The organism is Entomomonas sp. E7T21, from assembly GCF_058693955.1.
Genome location: NZ_CP191672.1, coordinates 2234409 through 2259177, shown reverse-complemented (window position 1 = coordinate 2259177; position 24769 = coordinate 2234409). Strand labels below are relative to the sequence as shown.

The window sequence follows — 24769 nt, the reverse complement described above, 5'->3', positions numbered from 1 at the left end:
TTTGTTAGTCTACATTACGATAACTAACTTTATAATATTTAAAAATAAATTAACAGGTCATATATGATATTTAACTGTCATAGTTAAAAAGATGACATAAATGTGTGTATTAATAAAAAATACTCTTTATCGTTTTGCTAGCAAACTATTCGGCAGATTTTTAAAAGAATATGGCAGTATATTTATAAAAAAGTTTTAGTTAATGCCCTAATACTAAAGTCTAATATTTATGTGAAAAAATAGTTTTATATTGTTTCGCAGGGAGAAATAAAATGTATAAAGGGAATAATAAAACTATTTGAGTGAAAGGAGTATCATTATGTTTCATAATGCTAATGAAACTATTTGTGCACTTGAAATTGAAGGGCTAACTAATACGGGTTTACAAGTGCTTGGCTTTGATGGTATTGAATCAATAGATGCTGAGTATGCCTTCGAAATTACCCTAGTCAATAAGCATATTCGTTACGATATTACAAAATTATTAAGTAAGCCAGCTTATCTGTCTTTTGCTAAAGAAAACAAAGGAATTCATGGAATTATTCATTCTGTAAAAAGAGGGCCTGTGGGAGGACACTATGCACAATATACTGTGATACTAGCCCCTCGGTTTACACATTTATATAAGCGGGTTAATCAACGCACTTTTGTGGGTAAAACAGTGCCAGAAATTATTACCGTTATTTTGAATGAGTATAGTTTACAGCAATCAGATAAAAACGGTTTTGAGTTTAAATTTAAAGATCAAGAAGTTTATATACCAAGGGATTTCTGCGTTCAGTATGATGAAAGTGATGCACACTTTATTCATCGTCTCTGTGAAGAAGAGGGTATTGCTCAACACTATGAGTTTAGTCAAGACAGTCATCAGCTAGTATTTACTGATTCGCAACCATTTTTCCCATCTATTGCTAACACTGTAAGATATGCCAGTGATACAGGAATGGTGGCAGATGATCCTGTATTTAAGAAGTTTGATGTTAATTTAGCTAGTGCAACAACTTCGAGCTGTTACCGTAATTATAATTTTGAAAATATGAAAATTCCTGAGGGTAGTGCAAAAGGGATATTAAATGAGAAAGCTAATCAAGCAGTTGAGGCTGAGCTTGAATATTATGATTATCCTCAATATCATTCAAACCAACAACAAGCACAACGTTATGCAGAGATACAGATAGAACGGTTAAGAGTGGATCACATACAAGCAGAAGCTTACTCAGATGTACCTGATTTACATGCCGGTTATTTTGTAACTGTAGAAGAATATCCAGTTTTAGATAGTTTAGATGCAGAACAACCTTGGTTGATTAAGCAAATTAAGCACCAAGCTAGACAGCCTCAAGTACTAGAAGCGTTAGGTGGAGAAGTGTCAGCGGCTGGCCTTGTACCTACACAATTAAATAAATATTTTAAATATCCAATAGCAGAAGAATTACACTTCCCTTTTGATAATTTCAGTCAAGGCTACCGTAATTGTTTAGTAGCTACACCACATATGGTTGTCCATAGACCTAAAAGCTTACATCTAAAACCTAAAGTTTTTGGTGTTCAAACAGCCATTGTGACTGGACCAAAAAATGAAGAAATTTATTGTGATGATTATGGTCGTGTTAAAGTACAATTTCATTGGGATCGTGAGGGTACTTATGATGAAAATAGCTCACATTGGATTCGTGTAGCAAGCAATTGGGCTCATAATGGCTACGGAAGTGTTGTTATACCTCGCATCGGTATGGAGGTTAAAGTTGATTTTTTAGAGGGAGATCCCGATAATCCACTAATTACAGGGGCAATTCATAATGGTGTTAATAAAGTACCTTATGAATTGCCAGCAAATAAAACGCGTACAGTGTTTAAGACCAATAGTTCTAAAGGAGGCAATGGGTCTAATGAGTTACGCATAGAGGATAAAAAAGACCAAGAAGAAATTTATATTCATGCACAAAAAGATATGAATACCAAAGTGCTTAATGATATGAGAACTGAGGTTTTACATGATAAAACAGTAAAAGTGCATAATAATTTAAATACTCAAGTATTTAATGTAATGAATACAGAAGTAAAGGTGGATCAGAATACACGCGTACTTAATAATATAAATGTTGAGGTATTAAACACCAAATCTACACAAATTCGTAATAATGAAATACTAGAAGTTACTAATAATCGAATGCATCATATTGTTGGAGACGATAACTTATTTGTAAATAGGGAGCGTCGAGTACAATCTAATTTAGATTTCTCGGTGATTACTGATCAAACCTTACATATGCGTGCAGCGGTTAATTATTTAGCTATGGCTGGAAATGAAATTCATTTTCAAGCAGGTAGTAAAGTAGTGATAGATGCAGGCGCAGAAATTACTTTACAAGCTGGTGGTAATTTTCTAAAAATTGATGGTAGTGGAATAAGTAGTAGCCCCGCAGTACATTTAGGTATTGGCGTACCCGGTGTGGGTACCCCAGCAGTACCTAGACCACCTATTAGTTTAATGGGAGTGACACCTCCAAATTATTATCAAAGTGTAGCAGGTAATGAATTTGGCCAAGCAGTACCAATTAATTCACCCAAAATTGTTATACCTGAACCCTTATTAAATGAAGCTGAGGGTATGAGTGATTGCATGTGTCCTAATTCTCCTTTAGTGGGAGGCCCTGTTAACCCTATTTTAGGTGCTAAAGTATTACCTGCTAAGGTAGATTTTTCACAGCCAGCACCTACTCCTTTTGTATTTAGTCGTAGTTATAATTCAAGAGATGGCCGTTGTAGTAGCTTAGGTCAAGGCTGGTCAATTACGGGTGAGAACATTGGATTGGAAGTTTATGATAATAGTACGATTGTGATTGATACAGTAGGTCGTCGTATTCATTTTAGTGCACTTCAGCCAGGTCAAGGTTTATATTCTGCTTCAGAACAGTTCTGGATTCGTCGTGGTGGTACATCTGATATTGTATTGGTATGGGATGAAATGTGGCATGTAGTACCAGAAGAGCTAAGAGAGGATAGTACGGCTTACTTTTTAATGAAGGAAGGTAATGTATCTGTAATAAAACAAATTGCTGGGAAATGGCGTTTACAGCAAGAATTGTATAAAAATGGACATAAAACACTTTATCGTTGGAATGAATTTGGTCATTTATATGCTGTACAAGACAGTGCAAATGCTATTTATATTTTCTTTTATACACAATACCCTACTGCTGTTGAGCACGATACAGGGCACCGTTTACACAGTGTAGGCTTATTAAAAGATGTGACTAAATTAGAAGATGTTCCTTTACAAATTAATAGCGAAACATTAGATATTACTTGGTTAGTACATTACAGTTTTAATGAAGAGGGTGACTTAGAACAAGTTTATAACAAGGATCGTGAGTTAGTTGTAAGCTTTGAGTGGGAAAGTCATATGATGACTAAATTAAGCCAACCAACAGGTCGCACTATCCGCTATAAGTGGAACCATTATAATCCTCAAGGTAAGGTAATTGAACAAGCAGAGGAAGATGGCTTAATTTATTACTATACTTATCAAGATAATCACACAGAAGTGAAAGATAGTCTTGATCGTATAGAGCGTTACTATTTTAATGGTACAGGTGGTTTACAACGTTGGACTGCCTATGAGCGTGCAGATGGTAGTCGTATTGAGTATGAGTATGATCGATTGGGACGCCTTGTAGCTACTGTAGACCCATTAGGTCGCAAGAAATTAAACCAGTTAGATGAGAAAGGTCGATTAATTGGTATGACTATGCCTGATGGTGGACAGTGGACTTATAAGTTAGATCAAAAAACTGGAAAGCCTTTGGAAATTATCGCTCCAGAAGGGCAGTTTACTCAAATGGTGTATGATAAACAAGGTAATCTAATTTCTATTACTGAACCTACAGGAGCAGTGACTAAGTATCAATATGATAATCCTACATTGCCAAATAATCCGACACAGATTATTGATGCTAAAGATGGAGTGAAAAAATTAGAATGGAATGAAGTAGGTCAGTTAAAGAACTATACCGATTGTAGTAACAATATGCTACAAAAAGATTATGATGCCAATGGTCGCTTACTTAGTGAAACCAATGCACAGGGTGAAAAAATCAGCTATGAGTATGATAATAAAGACCGTTTAACCAAAGTAAAAATGGCTGATGGAAAGCAGATTGAATACCAATATGATATCTTAGACCGTGTTATTGCTGTGATTGATCCTAAAAAATTGAAAACACGTATGGAGTATGACCGCTTTAGCCGTGTGATTAAAACCATTGACCCTGCTGGGCTTGAAGTTAAATACAGCTATGACAAAGCAGGCCGTGTAGTTCAAGTAATTAACGAAAATGAGGCTGTGGCTAGTTTTGAGTACGATGTACTAGATCGGCTAGTGCAAGAAAAAGACTTTGATGGCACAGTAAAACAATACCAATACAACGTAGCTGATGAAATGGTAGCAGTAACCGATAGTTTAGGTCGTAAGATCAACTATAAATACGATCCTATGGGGCGTGTAACTGAACGCCAGCTACCAGCTACAGATGTACATGGGGTGTTAACTGAGCATTTCATCTGGCGTAAAGATGGCTTATTAGCTTCAGCTATTAACTTAGCCGTATCGGTTGTTTATGATTATGACCGAGCTGGGCGTTTGGTGCGTGAATCACAAACTCACCTAGACGATAACTGGTATTATCAGGTGGATCAAACTTTTGATATTATGAGTAACCTTGAAAAAACAGCCTATAACAATGCCCCTGCTGTTTCTTGGATGCGCTATGGGCCAGGCCATTTACATGGACTCATGGTTGATCAGGTGGAAGTGCTCTTTGAGCGCGACCAACTACACCGAGAAATTGTGCGTAAGGCAATGGTAACGGGAGCAAAAGAGCCATTATTTGAAGCCCATACTAACTACAACCCATTAGGTCAACTAGCAGATACAACAGTGATGATGGGCGCTAACCAATGGCAACGCCAATATCAATACGACCAACTAGGCCAACTTAAACAAATTGCTGATAACCTATTGCCAAACATTCAGTATCAGTATGATGACTCAGGCCGTTTAGTGGGTAGCCAACATAATGATCAAGCCTTTAACTACCACTTTGACCCTGCAGGGAATCGTTATCTCCCTGTAGATGGGCCACGACTACTAACCACCAAGCAAAAAACGGTGGTGGAGGATGAGGGGGATGAGCTACTAGCAATTCTAAACCCAGAATTATTGGCGCAAAAACTTCATCAACGTTCTGTGACAGCTGAGAAAGTTAAGGGTAAAAAAGTCAAGGCTGCAAAAGCCGTATGGGCAACTAACCAAATTACCGAACTCAATGGTAATCAGTACCAATACGATAATGCAGGAAACCTAAGCCGCATACAACGTGCAGATGGGACACGGTTAGATATGAAATACGATGCACTTAACCGTCTAATTAAACTAACCCGCAGTGGTACAGCAGAAATACTACACACAGAGTACACCTACGATGCCTTCTCAAGACGAATCCGTAAAGTCATTGATAACGGCCAGCAAAAAAATACAATCCGTTATGGTTGGTTGGGTGATACATTGTGCTCAGAAACTAAGAATAATAGGGAACGTACCATTGTGTACCAACCTAATACCTTTGTACCACTATTGAGTATTGAACATGATGAAATGGAAGTGCCCATTGAAATACGTCAATGCCGTAGACAGTTTGAAGAGGCCAACTTAGAGTTACCGATGGATTTAGTATTTAAGCCTGAAAACTTACAAATTGCTTTCTATCATACCGATCACTTAGGTACACCACTTAAATTAACCAGTAGTACGGGTGAAGAACTTTGGAGCGCTGAAGCAGATGATTGGAAAGCAGTAAAAAATATAGTGGGACATATCGACCAACCTATTCGCTTCCAAGGTCAATTTGAAGATGAAGAATCTGGGCTATACTATAATAGTAATAGATATTACCTGCCAGAGTTAGGGCGTTATGTGACTCATGACCCAATTGGATTTAAGGGAGGATTAAATACTTATATTTATCCAAGTAACTCTATTAATTATGTGGATCCATATGGATTAGATATTCGTTTAGTTAATACAAATGCTGTAGGTGGCTGGCATAGAAAAGTTGAAGTTTTTGATCCAACAACAAACACCTTACAAAAAGCAATTAGTTTTGGTGTAGATGATGCTAATGCTAAATCCTCAGCTAGTAATAGTGGTGGAGTACTAGGATCCTCTGGATCATCAAGGCCCTCTGGCTCTTCTGGTTCTGGTCAGCCAGCTAGGGGTGGTAAAGGATCGGGAGTTGTTTATGAGGATTGGGATCCTGCAACTAAAGTAGTAAGTACTTTTGCTACTACACCAGAAGAAGATCAGCTAATAATTGATTATATGGAAGAGCAGGTTGGAAATAGGGCAAAATACAATGTGCTTACTTATAGTTGTAGAGACTACTCAGCACAGCAGTATCATCATATTGTTAACATGATTCAAGCTCGTAGAGGGACTGGTATATAGTTATGCAAAATATTTTAGTTAGTGTATTAGGTTGTTTATTTTTTTGTCAGGCTGAGTTTCCTATTCAGTTACTACAGAATAATTTTCAGTATGAATTATATGAAGCGGGTAAACGAATCGAACAGCGCCCATTTGTTATGACAGAAGATATTATTCAGTTCTTTGAAAAGGAGAAAGCGGATTGGAAAAAAGATAATGTAACTTATGCACCTCATTATGTATTAGTTTCACAGAACATAAAGATTAATATTTTTACACATAAGATTATTGTGAACTACCAAACTAAAGAAGGTAAGTTTGCTCAGTATACTAAGGAGATTGATACAAAAGAGCTGTTATTGATGATTAACAGTAGTAAGTAGCAGGAACAACGTTTTCTTCAAATATTTCATCTTTAAGCTTTAAAGATGAAATATTAGGCCTAAATTATGATTTTGAAAGAATAGGAGGCCCAGTAGATGTTAATTGGATATTTTATGTACTACAGGATGTGTTTTTGGTAGGGTGCTAGGTGTTGTTAATGCAAATTATTTTATGGGTAAAGCATTATGGAATGTGTTAATAGTAAACATCATAATAGGCATTTTATTAAATAAAAAAAGCTGTAAATCATGATATTAAGTAATTTATAACAGGTTTGAACTAAGAGATTTCAATAGCCTTATTAAAGAGTTTAGTTATAGAAGGGGAATAAATCATGCCAACAGAATTAGTAGCAGCTATCGCAGCTCAGTTAGGTACAACAACTGCAGCTACAGTTTCTTCAGCAATAGCGCCATTGGTAGCGAGTAATACATTGACAGTGACAGCCGTAGCAGCTCAACTGGGTATTTCCGTAGCTGCTGCATCAGCAGCTGCAATTACAGTTGCAGCAACGGCTGGATTACCATTATTAGCCGCAACTGCTTTGCTGGCTACAGCTAAAGTAATTAAAACAGTGTTAACTATTGTAGTAGTAATGGTGGTATTGGCGATTATTATTGTAATAGTTGGTTTACTGGTTAAAATAATTCAGACAATTCTGTCTTTAGGTGATATTACAGATCATGGTGGCAGAGTAATTAGTGCTTTTGCTGGGTGTGACTTTAATGGTATTCCATCTGTTGGCATTGGTGATAAGGTATATTGTCCTTGTCCTGACTGCCAAGGAGTCTATTCAGTTATAGAGGGGGCTGGTGGTATGGGCTTTACTCAAGTACCTATTACACTAACTAATATGAAAACATCTTGTGGTGCTAGTTTAATAGGGTCACAAGGTGGTTTTGGTTTTGCTCCTTAACTTAGCGTAATTAAACAACTCTCTTCTATGAATCTTGTAGAAGAGAGTTGTTCTTAATAGTTAATGTAAACTAGCTTCCTAAGCTGTTAATGCTGATATAAGGAGAAGCGTACATTGTTGGTTATTAGAGTAACACAGCTCTGCACTCTCCAGATTTTTCAATAACCTCTGCTACTTTAAGTATTAAGTCTTCACTTATTTTCCAGCCCTTTGTTTGGTCTCCATACTATTTTACAAGTATTTTTCTTAAATCTTTTTTTGTTAGCATATCCATTATTAGCCTCTCCTTGATTGATAAGTGCTCATCATTGAATCCACTTGCTCTATAGTGAATAGTGAGTCCTTTGATTTTAATGAAATCAACACGTTTACCTTTTTCATCAATAATCAACACTCTTAAAGGTTTATCATTAGCTTCATTTATAATAAAAACCTTGCTCTTATAAGTGATTAAGAGTTTTATTTGAGTAACGTTGCAATTGATATTATGTATATCTCTAATTTTTAGGATTTCTTTATCATCTTTTGATACGTTTTCTAATCCTAATGCATTTATATAGTCTTCAGTTGAGGCGATCTCTATAGCTGACAGATAGACTATGTATTTAGTTTTATTGTTATAGAATATAAATTGTAGTCCTTCGCTAAATGTAACGCTTTCTGCTTGCGGTGCAAAAAAAGTTTATTCAGGTGCGTAAATTTGGAATATATTATCTTATGAGGCAGGATGTTCTCTAACTGCTGGTTTGCAAGTTATCCGTATATACTAATGAAGCAGAACATAATAATAGAGAAAATAGAAATCGTTCCATAAACAAATATCCTTAAAATACTTATAGATCATCTTATTTAATTACGATTATAGTGTATTAGAGGAAAGTATTATTATTGTTCGGCATAAAAACTAAATGCTAGAAATTAAATGTAGTGTGGAAGCTAGTAAACAATTAAAATAATATTTTTAAAGTATGGTTGTTTACTCTCTCAACCATACTTTTACTGAAGTTATATTGGAAGTATAGCTGGACAGCTTAAAATAAGTGGGAATTGAGCCTCTACGCGGTCTTCTTTATATTCATTATTTTCAATCCATTTTTTAAGATATAAGCAACTCCATACCTGATGACCATCCATTCTTGTAACAATTTCTTGATGATATAAATGATATAAGCCATCGTATTCGTTAGCTTTTACCATTCCGTTTGATAATGTTAAAACTATAAAACTTGTTAATAATATTTTTATTATATTTTTCATAAAATTCTCCATGACTTTTTACGTATTTTTATACATCAGTAAGTATTGCTTTTTTAGACTATTAGTATTGTTTTAGATGAGATATAAGACAATAGTATTGTTCTGCTCAAATGAAATTATAGTTTTTTGATTTTTAAGAATATTGATTGATAAAGTATTTATTTCTCTAATGACTTGAAGTCTATTAGTTCAAATTTACATTTAATAAAAGAGGTGGAGCAAAGGGCCAATAATTAAATGACACCTTACTCTTTGCTATCATCTTTTTTAGTGTTAAACCTACTGATTTGCCAAATACCTAACTACAGATTACGGCTACGAATATTCCCGCTACGCCCACAAGTAATAGCATAGCTTCAATTTCTCCACCTGGATGATGTTACACAGTGGAAAGATCAACCAATCTTAAACTTGCTATACCGAATAATTCAAGTAGTATGCCAAAAAATATTTTTATATAATTTTCTTTTTTTGCCTAGTATAAAGTTATCTTCAAGTGAGTTAGAATTGATTAAAAAATGGACAAAATAGCAGGCTTTATAAACATTAGTGTGGGACAATACTAATTTTGTGGGATTTTGAGAGGATTAAAAATATAGCTGAAAGCATTGGTGTAATTGGTGGGTCGTATAGGGCTCGAACCTATGACCAATTGATTAAGAGATAACCTGTCTAATCACTATAACTAATTGATAAATAATGTAATTTGCTCTTTTTTGTTAGGCAAAATTTACAAAAATAACAACATTTTGCAAACGTATTTGCAAGGCTTTCAGAGCGAGTTTTGAGAAAAATATTTGATGTTTTTTGTTGTTGTTAAGCATAAAAATCAAATGCTAGCATGAGTAATATTCATTATATTAAGTAGTTTAATGACAAGTTACGAATTAGATTTTTTAGGCTCATTATCTAAAGATAATAAGTTTATTCCACTGGCTAGCTAGACTGTAAGAGCTGGCATTCCAAATAGATGAAATATCTTTAAGAAAAGTTGTATACAAAGAAGATCAAGTATATTTAACTTCGCCTAATCTGCCAGTTATAGAGTTTACAGATCGTGATTCTCAAATATGGGGAGTGGTTAGGTTTAATGCTCATTCATTTAAAAGAAATAATATTAATACACATTTGTAATTTATCATTTGTTAAATTAAGAATTCAGGTAAAATAATTATCATATGAATGATTTAAAAAAGGACTAATTCAAAGGAGTAATTTATGCCAGATATGATTGACGTTAATGCAATTCTTATTCAATTTCAAGAAGCTTTGCTAGAAAATAAAATTGAGCTATTTCCTTCTGAGAAGTACCCAAACCTATATATGATGTTAGATGATGCAGATGGAAATTCAAGAATGACTTATGCTTTTATTGAAAAAGATTTAAAAGTCAAAGCAATTGCTATTTATTTGCATATGGAACCAATTGGATATACAACCTGTGTAGGAGTTTCTTATGCTGTTGCAGAAGATTTTAGAAATCAGGGAATTGCTAAGTTAATTCTTGAACAAAGCATTTCTGATTTAACAGACAAAATGCCAGAGTATATAAACGAAATATATATTGAAGCTATAGTTGGCATATCAAACATACCATCTCAAAAGGTTGCTGAAAAAGTGTTATCAAGTACACCAAAGAAAACTGTAGATGCATTTTCTAACCAAGATGCTTACCAATATGTAAGATTGGTAAAAAAATAAGAGTATAATATACATGTTAGCAGTTATATTTACATGTATAAAATTAAATTACAGAAACAAAAAAGCCTTATATGTAATATGTAGTAGTCACGACCAGATCGTACAGTAACCCATTTTAAAAAGGTGTCTGTTAGGTTAGATCTGGTCTAAATTCTTTTCTAACCAGATCAGTTTTCCATCAAGTAATGTTTCCATAGGAGTTCTTCCACAGCATATTTTACCTTGATGAGTTCGGTTATTATTGTAGTAATCTAGCCATTCGTCCAGATCTTTTTGCAGTTCCTCTAGATGATTATAAAGCTTTTTCCTAAAGGTAATTTGGTAAAACTCTTGTGATACAGTCTTATGGAATCTTTCACAAATACCATTAGTCTGCGGTGACATGGCTTTAGTTTTAGTGTGATCAATATCATTGATCGCTAAATAGAGCTGATAATCATGGTGTTCTACCTTTCCACAATACTCTGTGCCTCTATCAGTGAGTATTCTCAACATAGGCAGTTCATGACTATTATAGAAAGGTAATACCTTATCATTAAGTATATCCGCTGCGGTAATCGGTGTTTTAGTGGTGTATAGCTTACAATGAACTACCTTTGAGTAGGAGTCGATAAAGGTTTGTTGGTAAATTCTACCTACACCCTTTAAGTTACCTACATAAAAGGTGTCTTGGCAACCTAAATAACCAGGATGAGCAGTTTCTATCTCACCACTCGCTTCATCATCGTGCTTTTTCTTTTCTAAAGCAGCTATTTGTTGATCGTTGAGAATAATACCTTCAGTAGCTACTTTTTCTTCTAATGCTTTAAGACGTTTTTTAAAATTCTCTAAGTTATACCTAAGCCAAATAGAACGAACACCGCCACCTGAAACAAATATACCTTGCTTTCTTAACTCGTTACTAGCTCTGTGTTGACCATAGGCAGGATACTCTACAGCATAAGATACTACTGATTGCTCTGTTGTTTCATCCACTCTATTTTTTAGATTAGGTACTCGTCTACTTTTTGAAATAAGCGAATCGATATCACCTTGCTCTACAAGTTCTTGGTAGCGATAAAAGGTATCTCTTGATACCCCCATTACTTTACAGGCTTTGGATACGTTTTGTAGTTCTTCTGCTAAGTTTAAAAGACCTACTTTATGTTTAATGATTGGATTGTTAGTATGTAACATGAGAGTTACTCCTTTTGTTCTGATTAAAGTTTCAACACCTTTATCAAAACGGGTAACTCTCTCTTTTGCAAGAAAATTGTACGATCAGGTCTTAACTATTCCAATTAAAAGCAACTAAAAAACTTCCTTTCCAATCTCTTTCCCAAATATTTGTGCCTAATGTTTGAATGTTCTCAATAATATCTACAATATCTTTAGTAAGAGAATTTTGTTTAGCTTGCTTAATGACTACCTCAAAAAAGGCATTAAATATCCCACGCCAACTTTGAGCAAATATATCTTGCTTGTAGAGCTTTATGGTTTCTTGAACCAAGCCTGTAGCAAGGTTTGCATATTGTCCTATTTGATTTGGAAAAAGCGTTTCAATTAACTGCTGTTGTATACGTTGATTAGAGAGCACAGTTTCTAATAACTTACTAATAACACTTTTATAACCTGACTGACTATCATAAGCTTTTAATAATACATACAGTAAATCTAATGAAGCCTCATCAACCCCAACCCCTGAAGTTATTTCACCAAGTTTACGTGTACCTAACTTATCCAATGCCCAAAGGGTTTGTTTTAAAAAAGAATCCTGAACAGGAAAATCCTTGATTGCTGTTTGAAAAGCATAAGCTCTTTCTAACTGAGTTGTAATTTGAGGGGGTAAATAAGGAGCTATTAAATTAACCACCCACCCTTGATTAAACCCTTCTGCTAACCAAGCGAGTTTTTTATTACTATCCGCTTCAGCAGGATAACGATTAAAATAGCTTTGTAGTTTATTGAATTCAGGATGACTTTTAAATTGAGCAATATCTTTGGCTTGTAACCAATAATGATTGAGGGTTTGAGTAAGCTTTAGAAGAGGTTGTGCTGACTCAGCAATAACCTCTTCTAAATGAGGGTGATTGACTAAGCTGGAGAAGTACTGTTGATAGCTGGTATCAGGTTCAAGTTCCTCTAGTGATTTTGCAATTCCTATGCTCAATTGAACCTGATCTAATCCATACTGCAACGCTTCAAAGTGAGGATGTTCACCAAGCATATCCAAATAATTTATCTGCGTTGCAATATCTTTTACTTGAAGAACTAACTCATTAATCTCTTTAAATATCCTCTGATTACCCTCAAAGTTTTTAATTGCCTCCAAAAAGTGTTGAGTTTTATCATAAATACTTAAAGCTAACTTTAAATAGTTAATAGAAGTAGCAAGAGACTCCTTCGAGATGTCTTTAGTTATACTGTTAGATTCTAATATGCTGATGATCTTATTAGTCTTTTCAGTCAAAGATAATGTTGAATCATAATAGAGTGCTTTAAGATCACTATATAACACAGTAGCACTTTTATATTGCTCAATAACAACCGCCATTATCTGCTGAACATAACTGACAATGGGTTCTATAACTCCAATCCCTGTTAACACATTAAAGTAGTCGGTATAATTAGCATTATTAGGTAGTTGTTGAAAAGCTTGAACGGCAGTAATTAATTGTTGAATCGTGGTAATAGCATTAATAACTATATTCAACACTTGAGAATCAAATGAATTATAAATGATCTTGGAGTGGAACAGAGACTGTATTTGTATAATCAGGATTTGTATAGCTTCTAAATCAGAGTGATTTTGTATTAATTGATTGACAGAAAGATTGAGTTGAACAATCAGTTTTACTAACTCAATAATATTTCTTTGATCCTCTATACCGATAGTGAATAACAAATGGTTGGCTAGCTTAAGTCTTTCATCTAACGAAGTATTTGGATTAAGAAGCTCTTGTAAATCTTGAGAGAGTGATGGAAACTGCTGATAAAGCTCAAATAATTGGGGATGATATACTCCTAAAGAATCAGATAACTCATTGAGAACTACTGTGGCTAGATTGTTGATCAACAATGTAATAGATGGATATCGAGTAGATGGTTTAGATTGTGATGCCATTATGTGAGCTAAGAGTAAAGCTCTTTCTTCATAATGAGTAAGGGGAGAGGTAATAGACACATTAGAGCCTAAAGTATTAGTTGTGTCTTGATGATCAATCGCTATAGCTATTTGTTCTGATGGTTGTTCATCTTTAGTGTTAATATGAGTGTAAACAGGTTTAAGCATCTGGTTACCTAGTTATAGTCATTGGGTGATTAAGCAATCAGTTCTTAATGTGTTAAATGATATAAAAGTATTTAACTTATTAATGAATAAATAAGCTTAATATAGTTATCTACTACAGGATATACCATTGCTTTTTTGGAAATAGTAAATTGTGTGTTAACGCTATAACTTAAAAACTAAAAAAACTAACAGAAGAAATAACTCTTAACAGAGTATTCAATGTATTTGACTTTATCTCTAAAAAAGTAGGTATAAGAGTTACGCATCATCGATTTAGACATACATTAGAAACAGACCTAATGAAAGATCCTGATCGTAATCTGTATTCAGTCAAAGACTTAATGGGACATACTAATATCAAAACCACTTTAGAGTATTTTGAACCTGATATAAAAATGATCAAACAAGCCTTAGATAATCGAAAGGTATCTCCAAGTTTATTAATGATTAACCAGTGGAGATTATAAAAAATGGCTATTTTTAATAGTGGTCAAATACTTGCAAAGTATGGAAGTACGAGCTTGGCTAGTTAAGTGTTTCCCTTATAAAGAATGTCTACTACAGATCAGATATGAGCCTATCTATTTTTAGGACGCATCTGTTAGTTTAGATTTGAGCTAACTGTTTCTCAGCCCAAATCATCTTTCTATCAGGTAATGTATGCAGTTAGATATTAACTATTTCAATTAATGCACTTATTTATTACCACTCTGGATATTTTTTATTAGCTATTAAAGGCTCCTTGTTGTAAAGCTAATATTTTTAATGCATCTAATAATATGTCAAAATCTTCTCCCTCTTCAGATAAACTTAAATCTGCAGGATGAACGGTTTCTAAATCAAAATCATCAAGAGAATCAGGAATATTTGGAGTACTTAGAGTATTCTGCTCAATTTCTGGCGTCTGTGTAGGTGTAGGTTCATTCGTAGTAGGAGCAATATTTACGCTTCTCTTCTGAATACTATCAAAAAGATATGGATGATCTGCAAAATATTTAGAAAATTTTATGATGCTAATAGCAATAGGATCTGCTGTCATTAAAGTTGCATTAAGTCTTAACCTAGGTAATGTAAATAGTCTGACTCTTGCTTCAGCAATTTTAATAGGATCCAATAGGCTTTTTTGATCACGCAATGAAGGTGGATAATCCTCACCTAATAAAAAAGCTGTTGAATCTGCTAGGTCACCTTTTGCAGTATGTAAATACTCATAATACAGTGAATTTGTAATAGCTCTTAAAGGAGTTTTATCTCCAACAGAGGTATTTACATAAAACAAATCAAAAGATGAAGGAGATAGATGGCTTAGTTCATGTATAACTGTTTCGCGAATATCATCTTTGATTAATGTTGCATCAATATTAACAAAGATCCTTTTTAAAGGATCAAAAGGATATACAAAAGCAGCTGCTTTAGAGTTTTTATCATAGAAGTATTCAACATGTTTAAAACTATTATCTAGCTGGTAATTAGCATCAGAAATCAATAAATCGATCAACTGTTTATAATGTTTATACACTTGTATTATAGTTTTTTTATCTCCATTTAAATGGAATGTTTTATTAAATAATGAAAACAGTTTACTTCGTATCCTCTTATTTGTTTCTGCTGTTTCCAAAATGTCTTTAAATGCTTCCAATTTTTGACTTGCCCTAAAGAAACTACTTTCAAACTTTCTTTTTGCTTGGGCATATTTAGTTGTCTCTTGTGCTGTAAATGCACTTTTATTGCTTTCTTCATAAATACGGAAACCCTGTTTCTTTTTCTCATTTATGACCTCTTTCATTTTATCTTCTGTTATAAATTCCTGTCTAGACTTAATTGGCCTAAACTCATCAATATCCTCACTGAGAGGAACTTTAAAATTATCTATGTTTGTTTTCCAATTAGTTAATTTTAGTCTCGCTTTATTTGCAGATCTTGCTTCTTCAAGTGCATCATCAAGACTATCTTCTAACCTAACTTCGGCCTCCGAAGAGTCTTCTACAGAAACACTGATATCTTCTTCTAAACTAGCATCTTCTAAATGAGCCTCATTACCTGTATCTGGATTTACTCTTTCATGGGGGGAAGGATCTTGCCTATGTGATGGCCCTTCGCCTGGGTCTATTGGCTCTGGAGGAGGTGGTCTTCGTCTTATTCTATCTCGCAAATTATGCCACCACTTTTTAAATGAGAAAGGTCTTCTACCAGGAGGTTGCCCATCACCAGCAAAACGACGTAAATCATTTATTTCATGCCAAGTTACTTCAAAATCTCTAAATATCCCATCCTCATACCAATCAGAGCTAGTAAGTAACCTAACATCTCTATTAAAACCTAATAAGCCGTCAGCAAATTTATCTTTTGCTTCTTGAGCAGTAGCTCCATCAGCATACTTGCTGAGTAAAGTTCGATCTTGTATATTGTTCTGATTTTTCCTAAGCCAATTACCTTCCTCTTCAATAGCAAGTGTTTTAGAAGATATATTGGGCTCTACTACAAAATTAGGTTCACCTTCCTTTTGTGCAATTATGGTATATCGATAATTAGCTTCACTATCAGCACTATTCCAACTGGCTATTGTACGTACTTGGCTCTTATAACCCTTATTATTTAGATAACTATTTAATTTATCTAGCTCTGATTCAATAGTATTATTTTCTAGAAGTAACTGTGATTTAATTTCTTCTTCAATTAACGCTGATAATCTTTTGAAAGGTTGAGTAATACTTTCTGCACTTACGCGAGTCGGGGTAACGATCCGTTCTATAGGTAAATCATCAACAGTCCTTGTGATTAAAGGAATGAGTTCATGACTAGATGAAAGTGATTGACTACGTAAATGTTTAAAGAGCCGAGTGACTCTAGATAACAGAGCTTTCCCTGCAGGCGCAGCAGCTTTTAAAACAAAAGGCAAGAACATATCAGAAAATATTGAAATTACTAATTCTTGTTGATACTGGTCTTTATCCAGTTCTTCGGCAATAACATTTTGGGCAATTAAAGAGCCATAATAGAGAAGAGCACTCACAGCAACAAATCCTACACTAATCGTGGTAGGAGCAGCTATCCCTAGAGTTGCAAGCGTTATAGCTGCCAAAAGCACACTAAGTCCAATAATTAAAGCTACATTTTTTGCTATATCTAACCACTTATTTACTGCGTCCCAATATTTTTCATCATCAGTATGAATTAAAAAATCACTGATTTTTAATATGTTCTCTAAGCTTATTTCCACTAGTTTTTTATTTATATTTTCAACTGCTTCCTCTTCGATATTAATTTGTGAGGTATAAATTGGCGTACCCACCAGCGGATCTTCTTCTCGATGTGTATGCATGTCGTATATAGTTGGGGTATAAAATTCTGCTGGTATTCTTTGCCCTATATCAATGCGAACATGTTCTTGTAGGAATTTTTGAAAGGCTGGTTTGTTTTCTTCATCGATATATTCTTTGATAAAAGTAGCATCACGATTTATGGTAAATCCCGTGTCTACAACATAATAGGGTATCTGATCATTAGCTCTAAGTGTAAAAATAATACCCCTTTTTCTTTGTATATCAGGGTAGTTTCCTTCTTCTAAGGGTACAAAAAATATTTCAGAAGCCCACTTTCCTTCGCCCTCTGTAGAGAGGAGGACAGCTCCAACATCCAAACTGGTAAAACGTCCAATTTTAATAGGCTTAGCCTTTACCTTTCCAGCTTGGTAGTCTTCAGCTAGTTTTTTAAATTTTGGTTTGTCTGATTGACTAAGATTGACTCTATCTTTCTGTAAATCATCTAAAAAACGATTTACGGCCACTTTATTAAGCGTTTGATAATAATATTCATAATATTTTTTATACTCATCATTTTGCTGAGCATCGGTGTATTTTTTTAAGAGAATAGTTTCAATATCTGTGTTCTTTAAATCATTAAGTAGGTCTTGCAAAGCGCCCTCTTGTTTAAAAACTATATCGCTATTGTTATACTCTTTAAATACTTCATTTTTATATTTTCGTGTAACAAGCTCTCGTAGTGTAGCTGGTCCCAATAATACTTCAGCGCCATCTTTAATAGTAATAGCTGTAAAATCGGTATCTGGGGTAAGATTCTTATCTTTTAACTCAGGATATTCATCGATTTTACTCTTAATGTATAAATCCACTGGAGCAAGAGGTGTCCATCCCAAGGAGGTAAATTCTTGGAAGTGTTTAAGTAGCTTAACACGCTCAGAAAGTGCTTTTAAATCGTATTTAGATTCATCATCCCAACCATAATAATTTTCAGGAGTTGAACCAAGAAATCTTTCTAAAAATGAACGACTAATTATTTCTTGATCAAGTATTTGCTGCTGATCAGGATTTTTTGGCTCTATTCCAAAAGGTTGTATACTAAGTTGTGTTATTTGTTTTTGGCGTAATTGTTCAAATTGTTGTTTTGCTGTTGGAAAAAACTTAAATACATGCTCATTGATAACTCGGTAAAATTCTTGCTCAAGTTTTTCAAACTTGCTATAGGGCTCTTTTAGCCCTTTGGCTTTTAACCGCGATAAATGATCAATTAATAGCAAATCTGTTGTAGTATAGAGTTTAACCAGATCTAATTTCTCAGGTTTATCTAGTGCTTCATTATTTATATCAAAAGAAGCAAAGATTAAATAGAATAATAGTTGAGAAACTATTTCTTCATCAAACGAATCTAGATTTAGTCTATCTAATAATGCTTCGCGACCTTCACCATGAAAAATCGTATTCCATGAAACATCATAATTAGATAAGATGGGAGTATTTTTATGGGTAGGTGTACGCCTTTCAGCATCGAGGGCATTAAATAAACTTGCTGTTTCTTGGTGAATAGTTGCTATTCTTTGCAATAATTCAATATAGAAAATATTTTCCTCTAAGTTGGGTAGTAGTTTGAGTAAAATTTTTCTCCAATTTTCAAGTCTTATTTTAATTTTTAATAGAATGTATATATTTGAATAAAGGTGTGCTTGTGCTGCTTCAGAAATACCTTTATTGATTTCCTCTAATAGGCTGAAATAAAACAGTGGTAACGATATAGTCTCATCATTACTAGTAGTAGCATCATAAGCAGCTTTGTAAACTATTTTACGGATTAAGTTCGTAAAATTAAGTTGCTGTGTTTGTGGTCCTGTTCGTAGGTAAGTTGTAAAATAGTTAATCAGTTGAATTACTTTGAATTGAGTTGGTTCTGAGGTATTGGCTTCTCCAACGACTTGTTTAAATTTATTTACTTCTTTGGTAACATTTTTTGAGTTAAGGAAAGGATTGATTTCCTTAATTAATTCTTTCTTATAAGCTTTAACCTGTGTTTCAACAAGTGTATCCTGCTTAGTATTGTCTTGATTATTTATACGTTGTTTTAATTCTGAAAAACCTATTTTTATAGCATTATAAATATCTTTTTGTGCTTTTATAGCAGATTGTAAAGTATGTTGATTTGATAACCCTTGAGACAATAATTCTAAATTTACTCTATCTTCTTCTAAGAACAAATCATATTGCGTCATAAAGTCTATAGTTTTAATCTGTACTGAGTTTGGATTAGCTTCAAACACATGTTCAATTTCATTAATAATTTCAGAATGAATTTGAAAATATTCATCAGCCATTTTTAATCGTAAGTAAACATTATTGTTAACACCTTTCTTTAAATTTTGAGCAAGTGTATGGATATCTTGTATGCTTTCTGGAGTTAAATTATAGATATTGTACCAACTACTAGTCGTCATATCTTGTGCATTTAACAAAGTTAAATAGATATTTCTAGTTAAATCTTTGACCTTAACAGATAGATCCTCATTATTTATCAATTCTAATGCTACTGATAAAAATGAAACCATTTTATTTTTATAATTTAATGTTAGTAGAATATTGTCTAATCCAGTCTCATCTAATGTGCTACTCAATACTACCAAAGCGTGTAACAAATAGATGTAATTACTAAATGAACTCAATACTTCTTGGTCTGTAAAATTATCCTGATCAATAAATGGCTCTAATGTGTCTTCTAGTAATTGTTGAATAATACCTTTTAAATAATTTAAAAAGTTAATAGGTTTATCAGGAAGATCATTAACTCTTGTTTTGCCCCATTTTGCTAATAAATAACCTTGTGCCTCTTTTTTAAAATTATTATTACTTGCTAATCGTGGGTCCAGTTCTAATAGTGTTTTAATGAAAGCCCCAAACTCTGCCTTAGTAATTGTTTTAGAGGATATTTGTGGTGAAGAAGCTTGTTTAGTATTAGATGTTTGAGTAGAGGTTTTTTCACTTTGCCAACGTGCTTTTATTTGGCTAACAGTTTTATTCCATTGACTCCGAATATTATCCCAACCTTTTGATTCATTAGAAAAAAGATTTGGGTAGATTTCTTTAAAACCATCTAACCATTGTGAGTAATAATTTTGTGCACCACCATATATTATATAATTTCTATAATTGTGTTGTTCTATTGCTTCATCTGCTTTACTTTTTAATGAATTACTTAATTTGTTTAATACCTGACTCAAAAGAACTTCATTTTTTGTATTTTTATGAGGTGCTTTTTTAATTAATTGTTCTAAGTTATTTTGTTCTGTTGTGTCTAATTCAATAATTTTTGCTAAATGAGTTTTTAAAGTAGTTGTAAAGTAATTGATGACATCGTTATAAAAAATGATAGGAATATGTTTTTGTTGATGAATATATATTAACTGTTTAAAACTCGCATATTTATTGGTAACACCGCTTAAATAGCTTGAATGAGGGTTGTCATCATCTTTTGATTCAGGAAAAGGTTTCTCAATATGAGTTCTACTCCACTTCCAGAAAGCTAGAAAACTAGTAATTCCGCCAAAAGCTAAAGTTGCAATAGGAGCACCCCATTGTCTTAATCTAGAAGTTTGAGTATTTATTGGAGGAGGAGGGGCTCCAGTTAATGGGGTCGCAAAGTCTTGTAGCTCTATATCATCTGATAGCGGTACCCTATGATAACTGCCTTGATAGCCTCTCCAAGCAGCTACTAAAGCTGCTAAGGCTGTTGCACTTCCTGCACCAACTACGGCCCATAAAGGTATTTGCCATTCTTGATCTAAATCCTCAATTGCCAGATCTTCCTCTGTTAGTCCCCAAGTTTCATTTGTATTTGCTTGATTACCTGCAATGAGTGTGCTAAATACTAACCCACCTAACCATCTTCCCCAACGGCCTCCTTGGTTAGCTAAACTTGTTATGCGATTATTGCTAACATTAGTGTTCTCATGTTCAATCACTATACTAGAGGCATCAAATGCCTGCCAGCTCTTGTAACCTGACAGTAAGGTTAATACTGTTGTTAATCCTAATCCTATTTCTAACCAAGGTAAATTTTCGAGTAGCCCTTCTTGTTGTTCGTCACTTTCATTCTCCCAGTTGTCTTCCAAATCAGATTGCCACCAAACCTCTGGTTGTTTTTCTCTAGAGAACCAATGACTTACTGATTGTTGTGTTTGAATAATTTGATTGGCAATCCACTTTGAAAATAATCGATTAAACTCTTTATAGGTACTATGCAATGTCATACTCTGACTACTGCTAAGCACTTCAGATATTTGGTCTGCCCAACCTAGCCAAGAACCTGCCTGAGGTAACTGTTTATAATGATTGACAGCCTTACGTAAAGGGGCAAGATATGTTAATAAATTTAATGCGTGACCAGCCGCAGAGTCTTTTTCAATTCCTAAACGAATGCTTAACTCTTGACTCAGTTGGCTCAATTGTTTTTCTTGTTCGGCTATATTTTCAATTTCCCATATACTATTAACTTTCCATGTTAGGCTGAGGGCTGAGTAAACTCGGCATAAGGCACCATATGGCTCTGGTAAACCACTAGCTACTTGTACTACTTCATCTGCTACTTGCCACCAAGTACCGTTTATTAATGCCTCTATTAAAGGACCTATACGATTTAATCCTTGTACTGTAGGATGTTGTTGAACAGCTCTTTGTAATTGTTCACCTGCACTTTGCCAACCTTTATGTAGGTAACTATGACCAATTTTTAAGGCTTGGTTAATATAAGTGCCATAGCCTGGCAACCAGTAATCAAGTGCTTTTTCTTTTATAAAGTCACTAAATACAAAATTTAGTATCTGTTGTACCAAAAAATTAGAGTTACCAGATTCTTGCACAGTACAAACTATCGTATAAAGCCAGTTAAGGGAGTCTTCTGATAACCATGTTTGATCTTGACCTATAGTCTTAGTAAAATCTTTAAGACTGTTTGTAGGTAGTTGTTTTAAGGCCCATTGAGTTTGTTCTAAGAAACTACCTCTTATAGGAAATTCTTCTGTTAGATTTTGTAATTTTACAAATTGCTGTAAGGCTTGACTTAATCCTGTTGGTAAATAAAGGCTAATAAACCCTGTTACTTCACGTTTAGTTAAACCATCAGTTAACCACTTTAATTGCTCCTTGATTGAGCCATTTTGTGGATACTGCTCAAAATAGGCTGCAACTATAGGATAATCTTCAGCTAAAACAGTTTGATAGTTTTGTTGATTAGCATTCCACAATCGCCAGAGGGTTTGTAGGAACGATATAAGTGGTATAACATTTTCTGGTAGTAATTCTTCTAAATGAGGATCATTAAATATCTTATCCAGATATTGATTATAGTTTGAACCAACCTCTAGTTCACTAAGCGATTCTACTATCGCAATCCCTAATTGAGCTTGATGAATTCGTAATTGACTGCTTTGAGTAGCTTGTTTACCCAGCCATGATTCTATTTCAGCTGTTTTACTCCATTGTTCAAATTTACTTAAAATAGTTCGTATATCATTAATTTTAAAAGGCTTATGACCAATTTGATGCGTTGTTTGCAATATATCCAAACCAATACTTAGAAAAGTGATTAAATTGTTAGCCTGTCCTTTATTCAATACACTCTGCATAACCGCATCTTCTATAAGATTATTTAAGCGATTAGTTTTTTCCTCTATATTCTCATCACTCTTAATTATCTTATATGCTTGTTGATAAATCTGGTGATTATTCTCTAATAGGCTAAGTCCTTGTTGAATGGTATTTTCTACATCACTTGTTAATTCTTGTACATATTTAGTGCCTAGTATTAACTGAAAATACTCTAAAACACCCGCCTGCTCAGGCAGTTGTCGATATCTCTCCACTATCCCCAGTAATTCCTCAATAACCACTAATGCAATAGTTACAGAATTTTGCCAAGCAGTTATTGTTTCTGTGGTAGATGCTTGTTTATCTAACTTTTCCCGTAATTGAGAAACAATCCCTTTAATAGCAACTAACCCATGTTCACTATTAAAATGCTGAACGCTTTCTATCAACCCTTGAATTAGCTCAAGAATATGAATCCACCATTCAGCAATTTCACGTTTATGCGTTGCAAAAATAAGTCGCTTGGCTGAATCAATTCGTAACTCTAAACTATTTTCAGGATTTATAATAATCCGAACTTGCTCAATCTGAGTTACCTCATCTTCTTTTAAATTTAAATAATCATTAGCGATCTCTACTAGTATTTCCAATAAAATAGACGAACTTATTGTTTTAAGTAACTCTATTAATACTGGATATTTTTGTTGTCCCTGAATTTGCAATAATAATTGTTGTGCCTGGTGGATATCTCTATTGTTAATGGCAGAAGTTAATAAGGATAGATCAACTCGTTGTGAAATAGCTGAGCCACTTTCTAATAACCACAACAAAGCTACCCATATTTTTTGTTGTTCTTGTGAAAACTCCTTAGTATTCTTAACAAGATCATTAATTAATGCAGGCATATGTTGATAATTAGATGAAGGCAGATCAGTGTGAGTTATTTTAGATTCAGACGAAATAGTATTTTCTTGTTGTTCAGTATTATTATGAGAGGTAGTGGCTATAGAATAAGTAAATGAAAGCATATATACTGTCTACCCAATGCAAATTGATAATCTAATTGAAAAAACAAACTTATTATCTAATATTAACTTTTGTCATCATATAAATTATTTATTAGAACTACTATTGCTATTTTAGTAATAGCTATTATTATTTTTAATAACTGAGTGACAATTGACTGTGGAGCAAAGTGTCTGACATCTACTCAACCAGAAAATATATTAGATTACAAATTGTTAGCTTTGATGGAATAGAGGATTTAAGATCAAAATGGCAAGTGAGAAGCCCAAGACTTTGCAGGGTTGAGAAACGTATTGAAGTTCTTATGCTAAATTTAAAAGACCTACTTTATGTTTAATGATGGGATTGTTAGTATGTAACATGAGAGTTACTCCTTAAGTTCTGATTAAAGTTTCAACACCTTTATCAAAACGGGTAACTCTCTCTTTTGCAAGAAAATTGTACGATCAGATCTTAACTATTCCAATTGAGTCTATGTACACCTTTCATTTAACTTCATAGGGCGGAAATCCTGTGAAAGTCAAGAGTAGCAGTTGGTGGGGTGTGTAGGGCTCGAACCTGTGACCAATTGATTAAGAGTTTATAGTTCTTCCTACAAGCTTTTTTTCTTTTTATAAAAGTGACAATTTTATTTTTAACCATTCAATTATCAATCAAAATAACTAATACTATTTTTTTTAGTAAACGTTCCTTTTAATCAGTTTTAATTCGGTTGATTAGAAGACTTAGAGGATTATTTAAACCAAGATAACTCGCCTAAAGAAGCTTGGTCAAAATTAACTGAAGAAAAATTAATAAGACGAGAAATTGCAAGATATTTAACTGAATACTCTCGACAAGCCTATACTGTTGATCAGGAAAGT

9 protein-coding genes are annotated in these 24769 nt (G+C 33.8%); 5 read left to right on the top strand and 4 right to left on the bottom strand.

What is annotated here, in order from left to right; translation table 11 throughout:
- Positions 1–319: 319 nt before the first annotated feature.
- The 3 genes from tssI to ACQVD9_RS10810 all read left to right on the top strand — a co-directional run bounded on the left by tssI (position 320) and on the right by ACQVD9_RS10810 (position 7784).
- Positions 320–6505: a type VI secretion system tip protein TssI/VgrG gene (tssI, locus tag ACQVD9_RS10820; RefSeq protein ID WP_264745965.1), complete on the top strand. Its 6186-nt coding sequence runs from the start codon at positions 320–322 to the stop codon at positions 6503–6505.
- A 2-nt stretch (positions 6506–6507) separates the two neighbouring features.
- The gene (locus ACQVD9_RS10815; RefSeq protein WP_264745964.1) at positions 6508–6867 is read left to right on the top strand and encodes a hypothetical protein; all 360 of its coding nucleotides are present in this window, start codon (positions 6508–6510) and stop codon (positions 6865–6867) included.
- Between the two features lie 335 nt (positions 6868–7202).
- Positions 7203–7784, top strand: coding sequence for a PAAR domain-containing protein (locus ACQVD9_RS10810; RefSeq protein ID WP_264745963.1), 582 nt, complete (start codon positions 7203–7205; stop codon positions 7782–7784).
- 1005 nt (positions 7785–8789) lie between these two features.
- On the opposite strand, the gene ACQVD9_RS10805 is transcribed toward ACQVD9_RS10810, so the two are convergent.
- Positions 8790–9041 carry a hypothetical protein gene (locus ACQVD9_RS10805; protein WP_264745962.1) on the bottom strand — a complete coding sequence of 84 codons (252 nt, stop codon included), beginning with the start codon at positions 9039–9041 and terminating at the stop codon, positions 8790–8792.
- Between the two features lie 1218 nt (positions 9042–10259).
- Here ACQVD9_RS10805 and ACQVD9_RS10800 point away from each other — a divergent pair.
- Complete coding sequence (locus ACQVD9_RS10800; protein WP_264745961.1) at positions 10260–10742, top strand: GNAT family N-acetyltransferase; 483 nt, start codon at positions 10260–10262, stop codon at positions 10740–10742.
- 135 nt (positions 10743–10877) lie between these two features.
- Here ACQVD9_RS10800 and ACQVD9_RS10795 read toward each other — a convergent pair whose 3' ends face one another.
- The gene (locus ACQVD9_RS10795; protein ID WP_264745663.1) at positions 10878–11918 is read right to left on the bottom strand and encodes an IS481 family transposase; all 1041 of its coding nucleotides are present in this window, start codon (positions 11916–11918) and stop codon (positions 10878–10880) included.
- A gap of 91 nt (positions 11919–12009) precedes the next feature.
- Complete coding sequence (locus ACQVD9_RS10790) at positions 12010–14013, bottom strand: hypothetical protein (protein ID WP_264745960.1); 2004 nt, start codon at positions 14011–14013, stop codon at positions 12010–12012.
- A 197-nt stretch (positions 14014–14210) separates the two neighbouring features.
- Between ACQVD9_RS10790 and ACQVD9_RS10785 the strand changes: the two genes are divergently transcribed.
- A complete protein-coding gene (locus ACQVD9_RS10785) occupies positions 14211–14480 on the top strand; it encodes a tyrosine-type recombinase/integrase (RefSeq protein WP_264747890.1) in 270 nt (89 codons plus the stop codon).
- Positions 14481–14737: 257 nt separating this feature from the next.
- Here the strand turns inward: ACQVD9_RS10785 and ACQVD9_RS10780 are convergent, their stop codons facing one another.
- Positions 14738–23908, bottom strand: coding sequence for a hypothetical protein (locus ACQVD9_RS10780; RefSeq protein ID WP_264745959.1), 9171 nt, complete (start codon positions 23906–23908; stop codon positions 14738–14740).
- Positions 23909–24769 lie beyond the last annotated feature (861 nt).

Excerpts from the sequence above, each read along its gene's own strand:
- ACQVD9_RS10800 (WP_264745961.1), top strand. The coding sequence starts at position 10,260 with ATGCCAGATATGATTGACGTTAATGCAATTCTTATTCAATTTCAAGAA.
- ACQVD9_RS10780 (WP_264745959.1), bottom strand. The coding sequence starts at position 23,908 with ATGCTTTCATTTACTTATTCTATAGCCACTACCTCTCATAATAATACT.
- ACQVD9_RS10815 (WP_264745964.1), top strand. The coding sequence starts at position 6,508 with ATGCAAAATATTTTAGTTAGTGTATTAGGTTGTTTATTTTTTTGTCAG.
- ACQVD9_RS10810 (WP_264745963.1), top strand. The coding sequence starts at position 7,203 with ATGCCAACAGAATTAGTAGCAGCTATCGCAGCTCAGTTAGGTACAACA.
- ACQVD9_RS10790 (WP_264745960.1), bottom strand. The coding sequence starts at position 14,013 with ATGCTTAAACCTGTTTACACTCATATTAACACTAAAGATGAACAACCA.
- ACQVD9_RS10805 (WP_264745962.1), bottom strand. The coding sequence starts at position 9,041 with ATGAAAAATATAATAAAAATATTATTAACAAGTTTTATAGTTTTAACA.
- tssI (WP_264745965.1), top strand. The coding sequence starts at position 320 with ATGTTTCATAATGCTAATGAAACTATTTGTGCACTTGAAATTGAAGGG.
- ACQVD9_RS10795 (WP_264745663.1), bottom strand. The coding sequence starts at position 11,918 with ATGTTACATACTAACAATCCAATCATTAAACATAAAGTAGGTCTTTTA.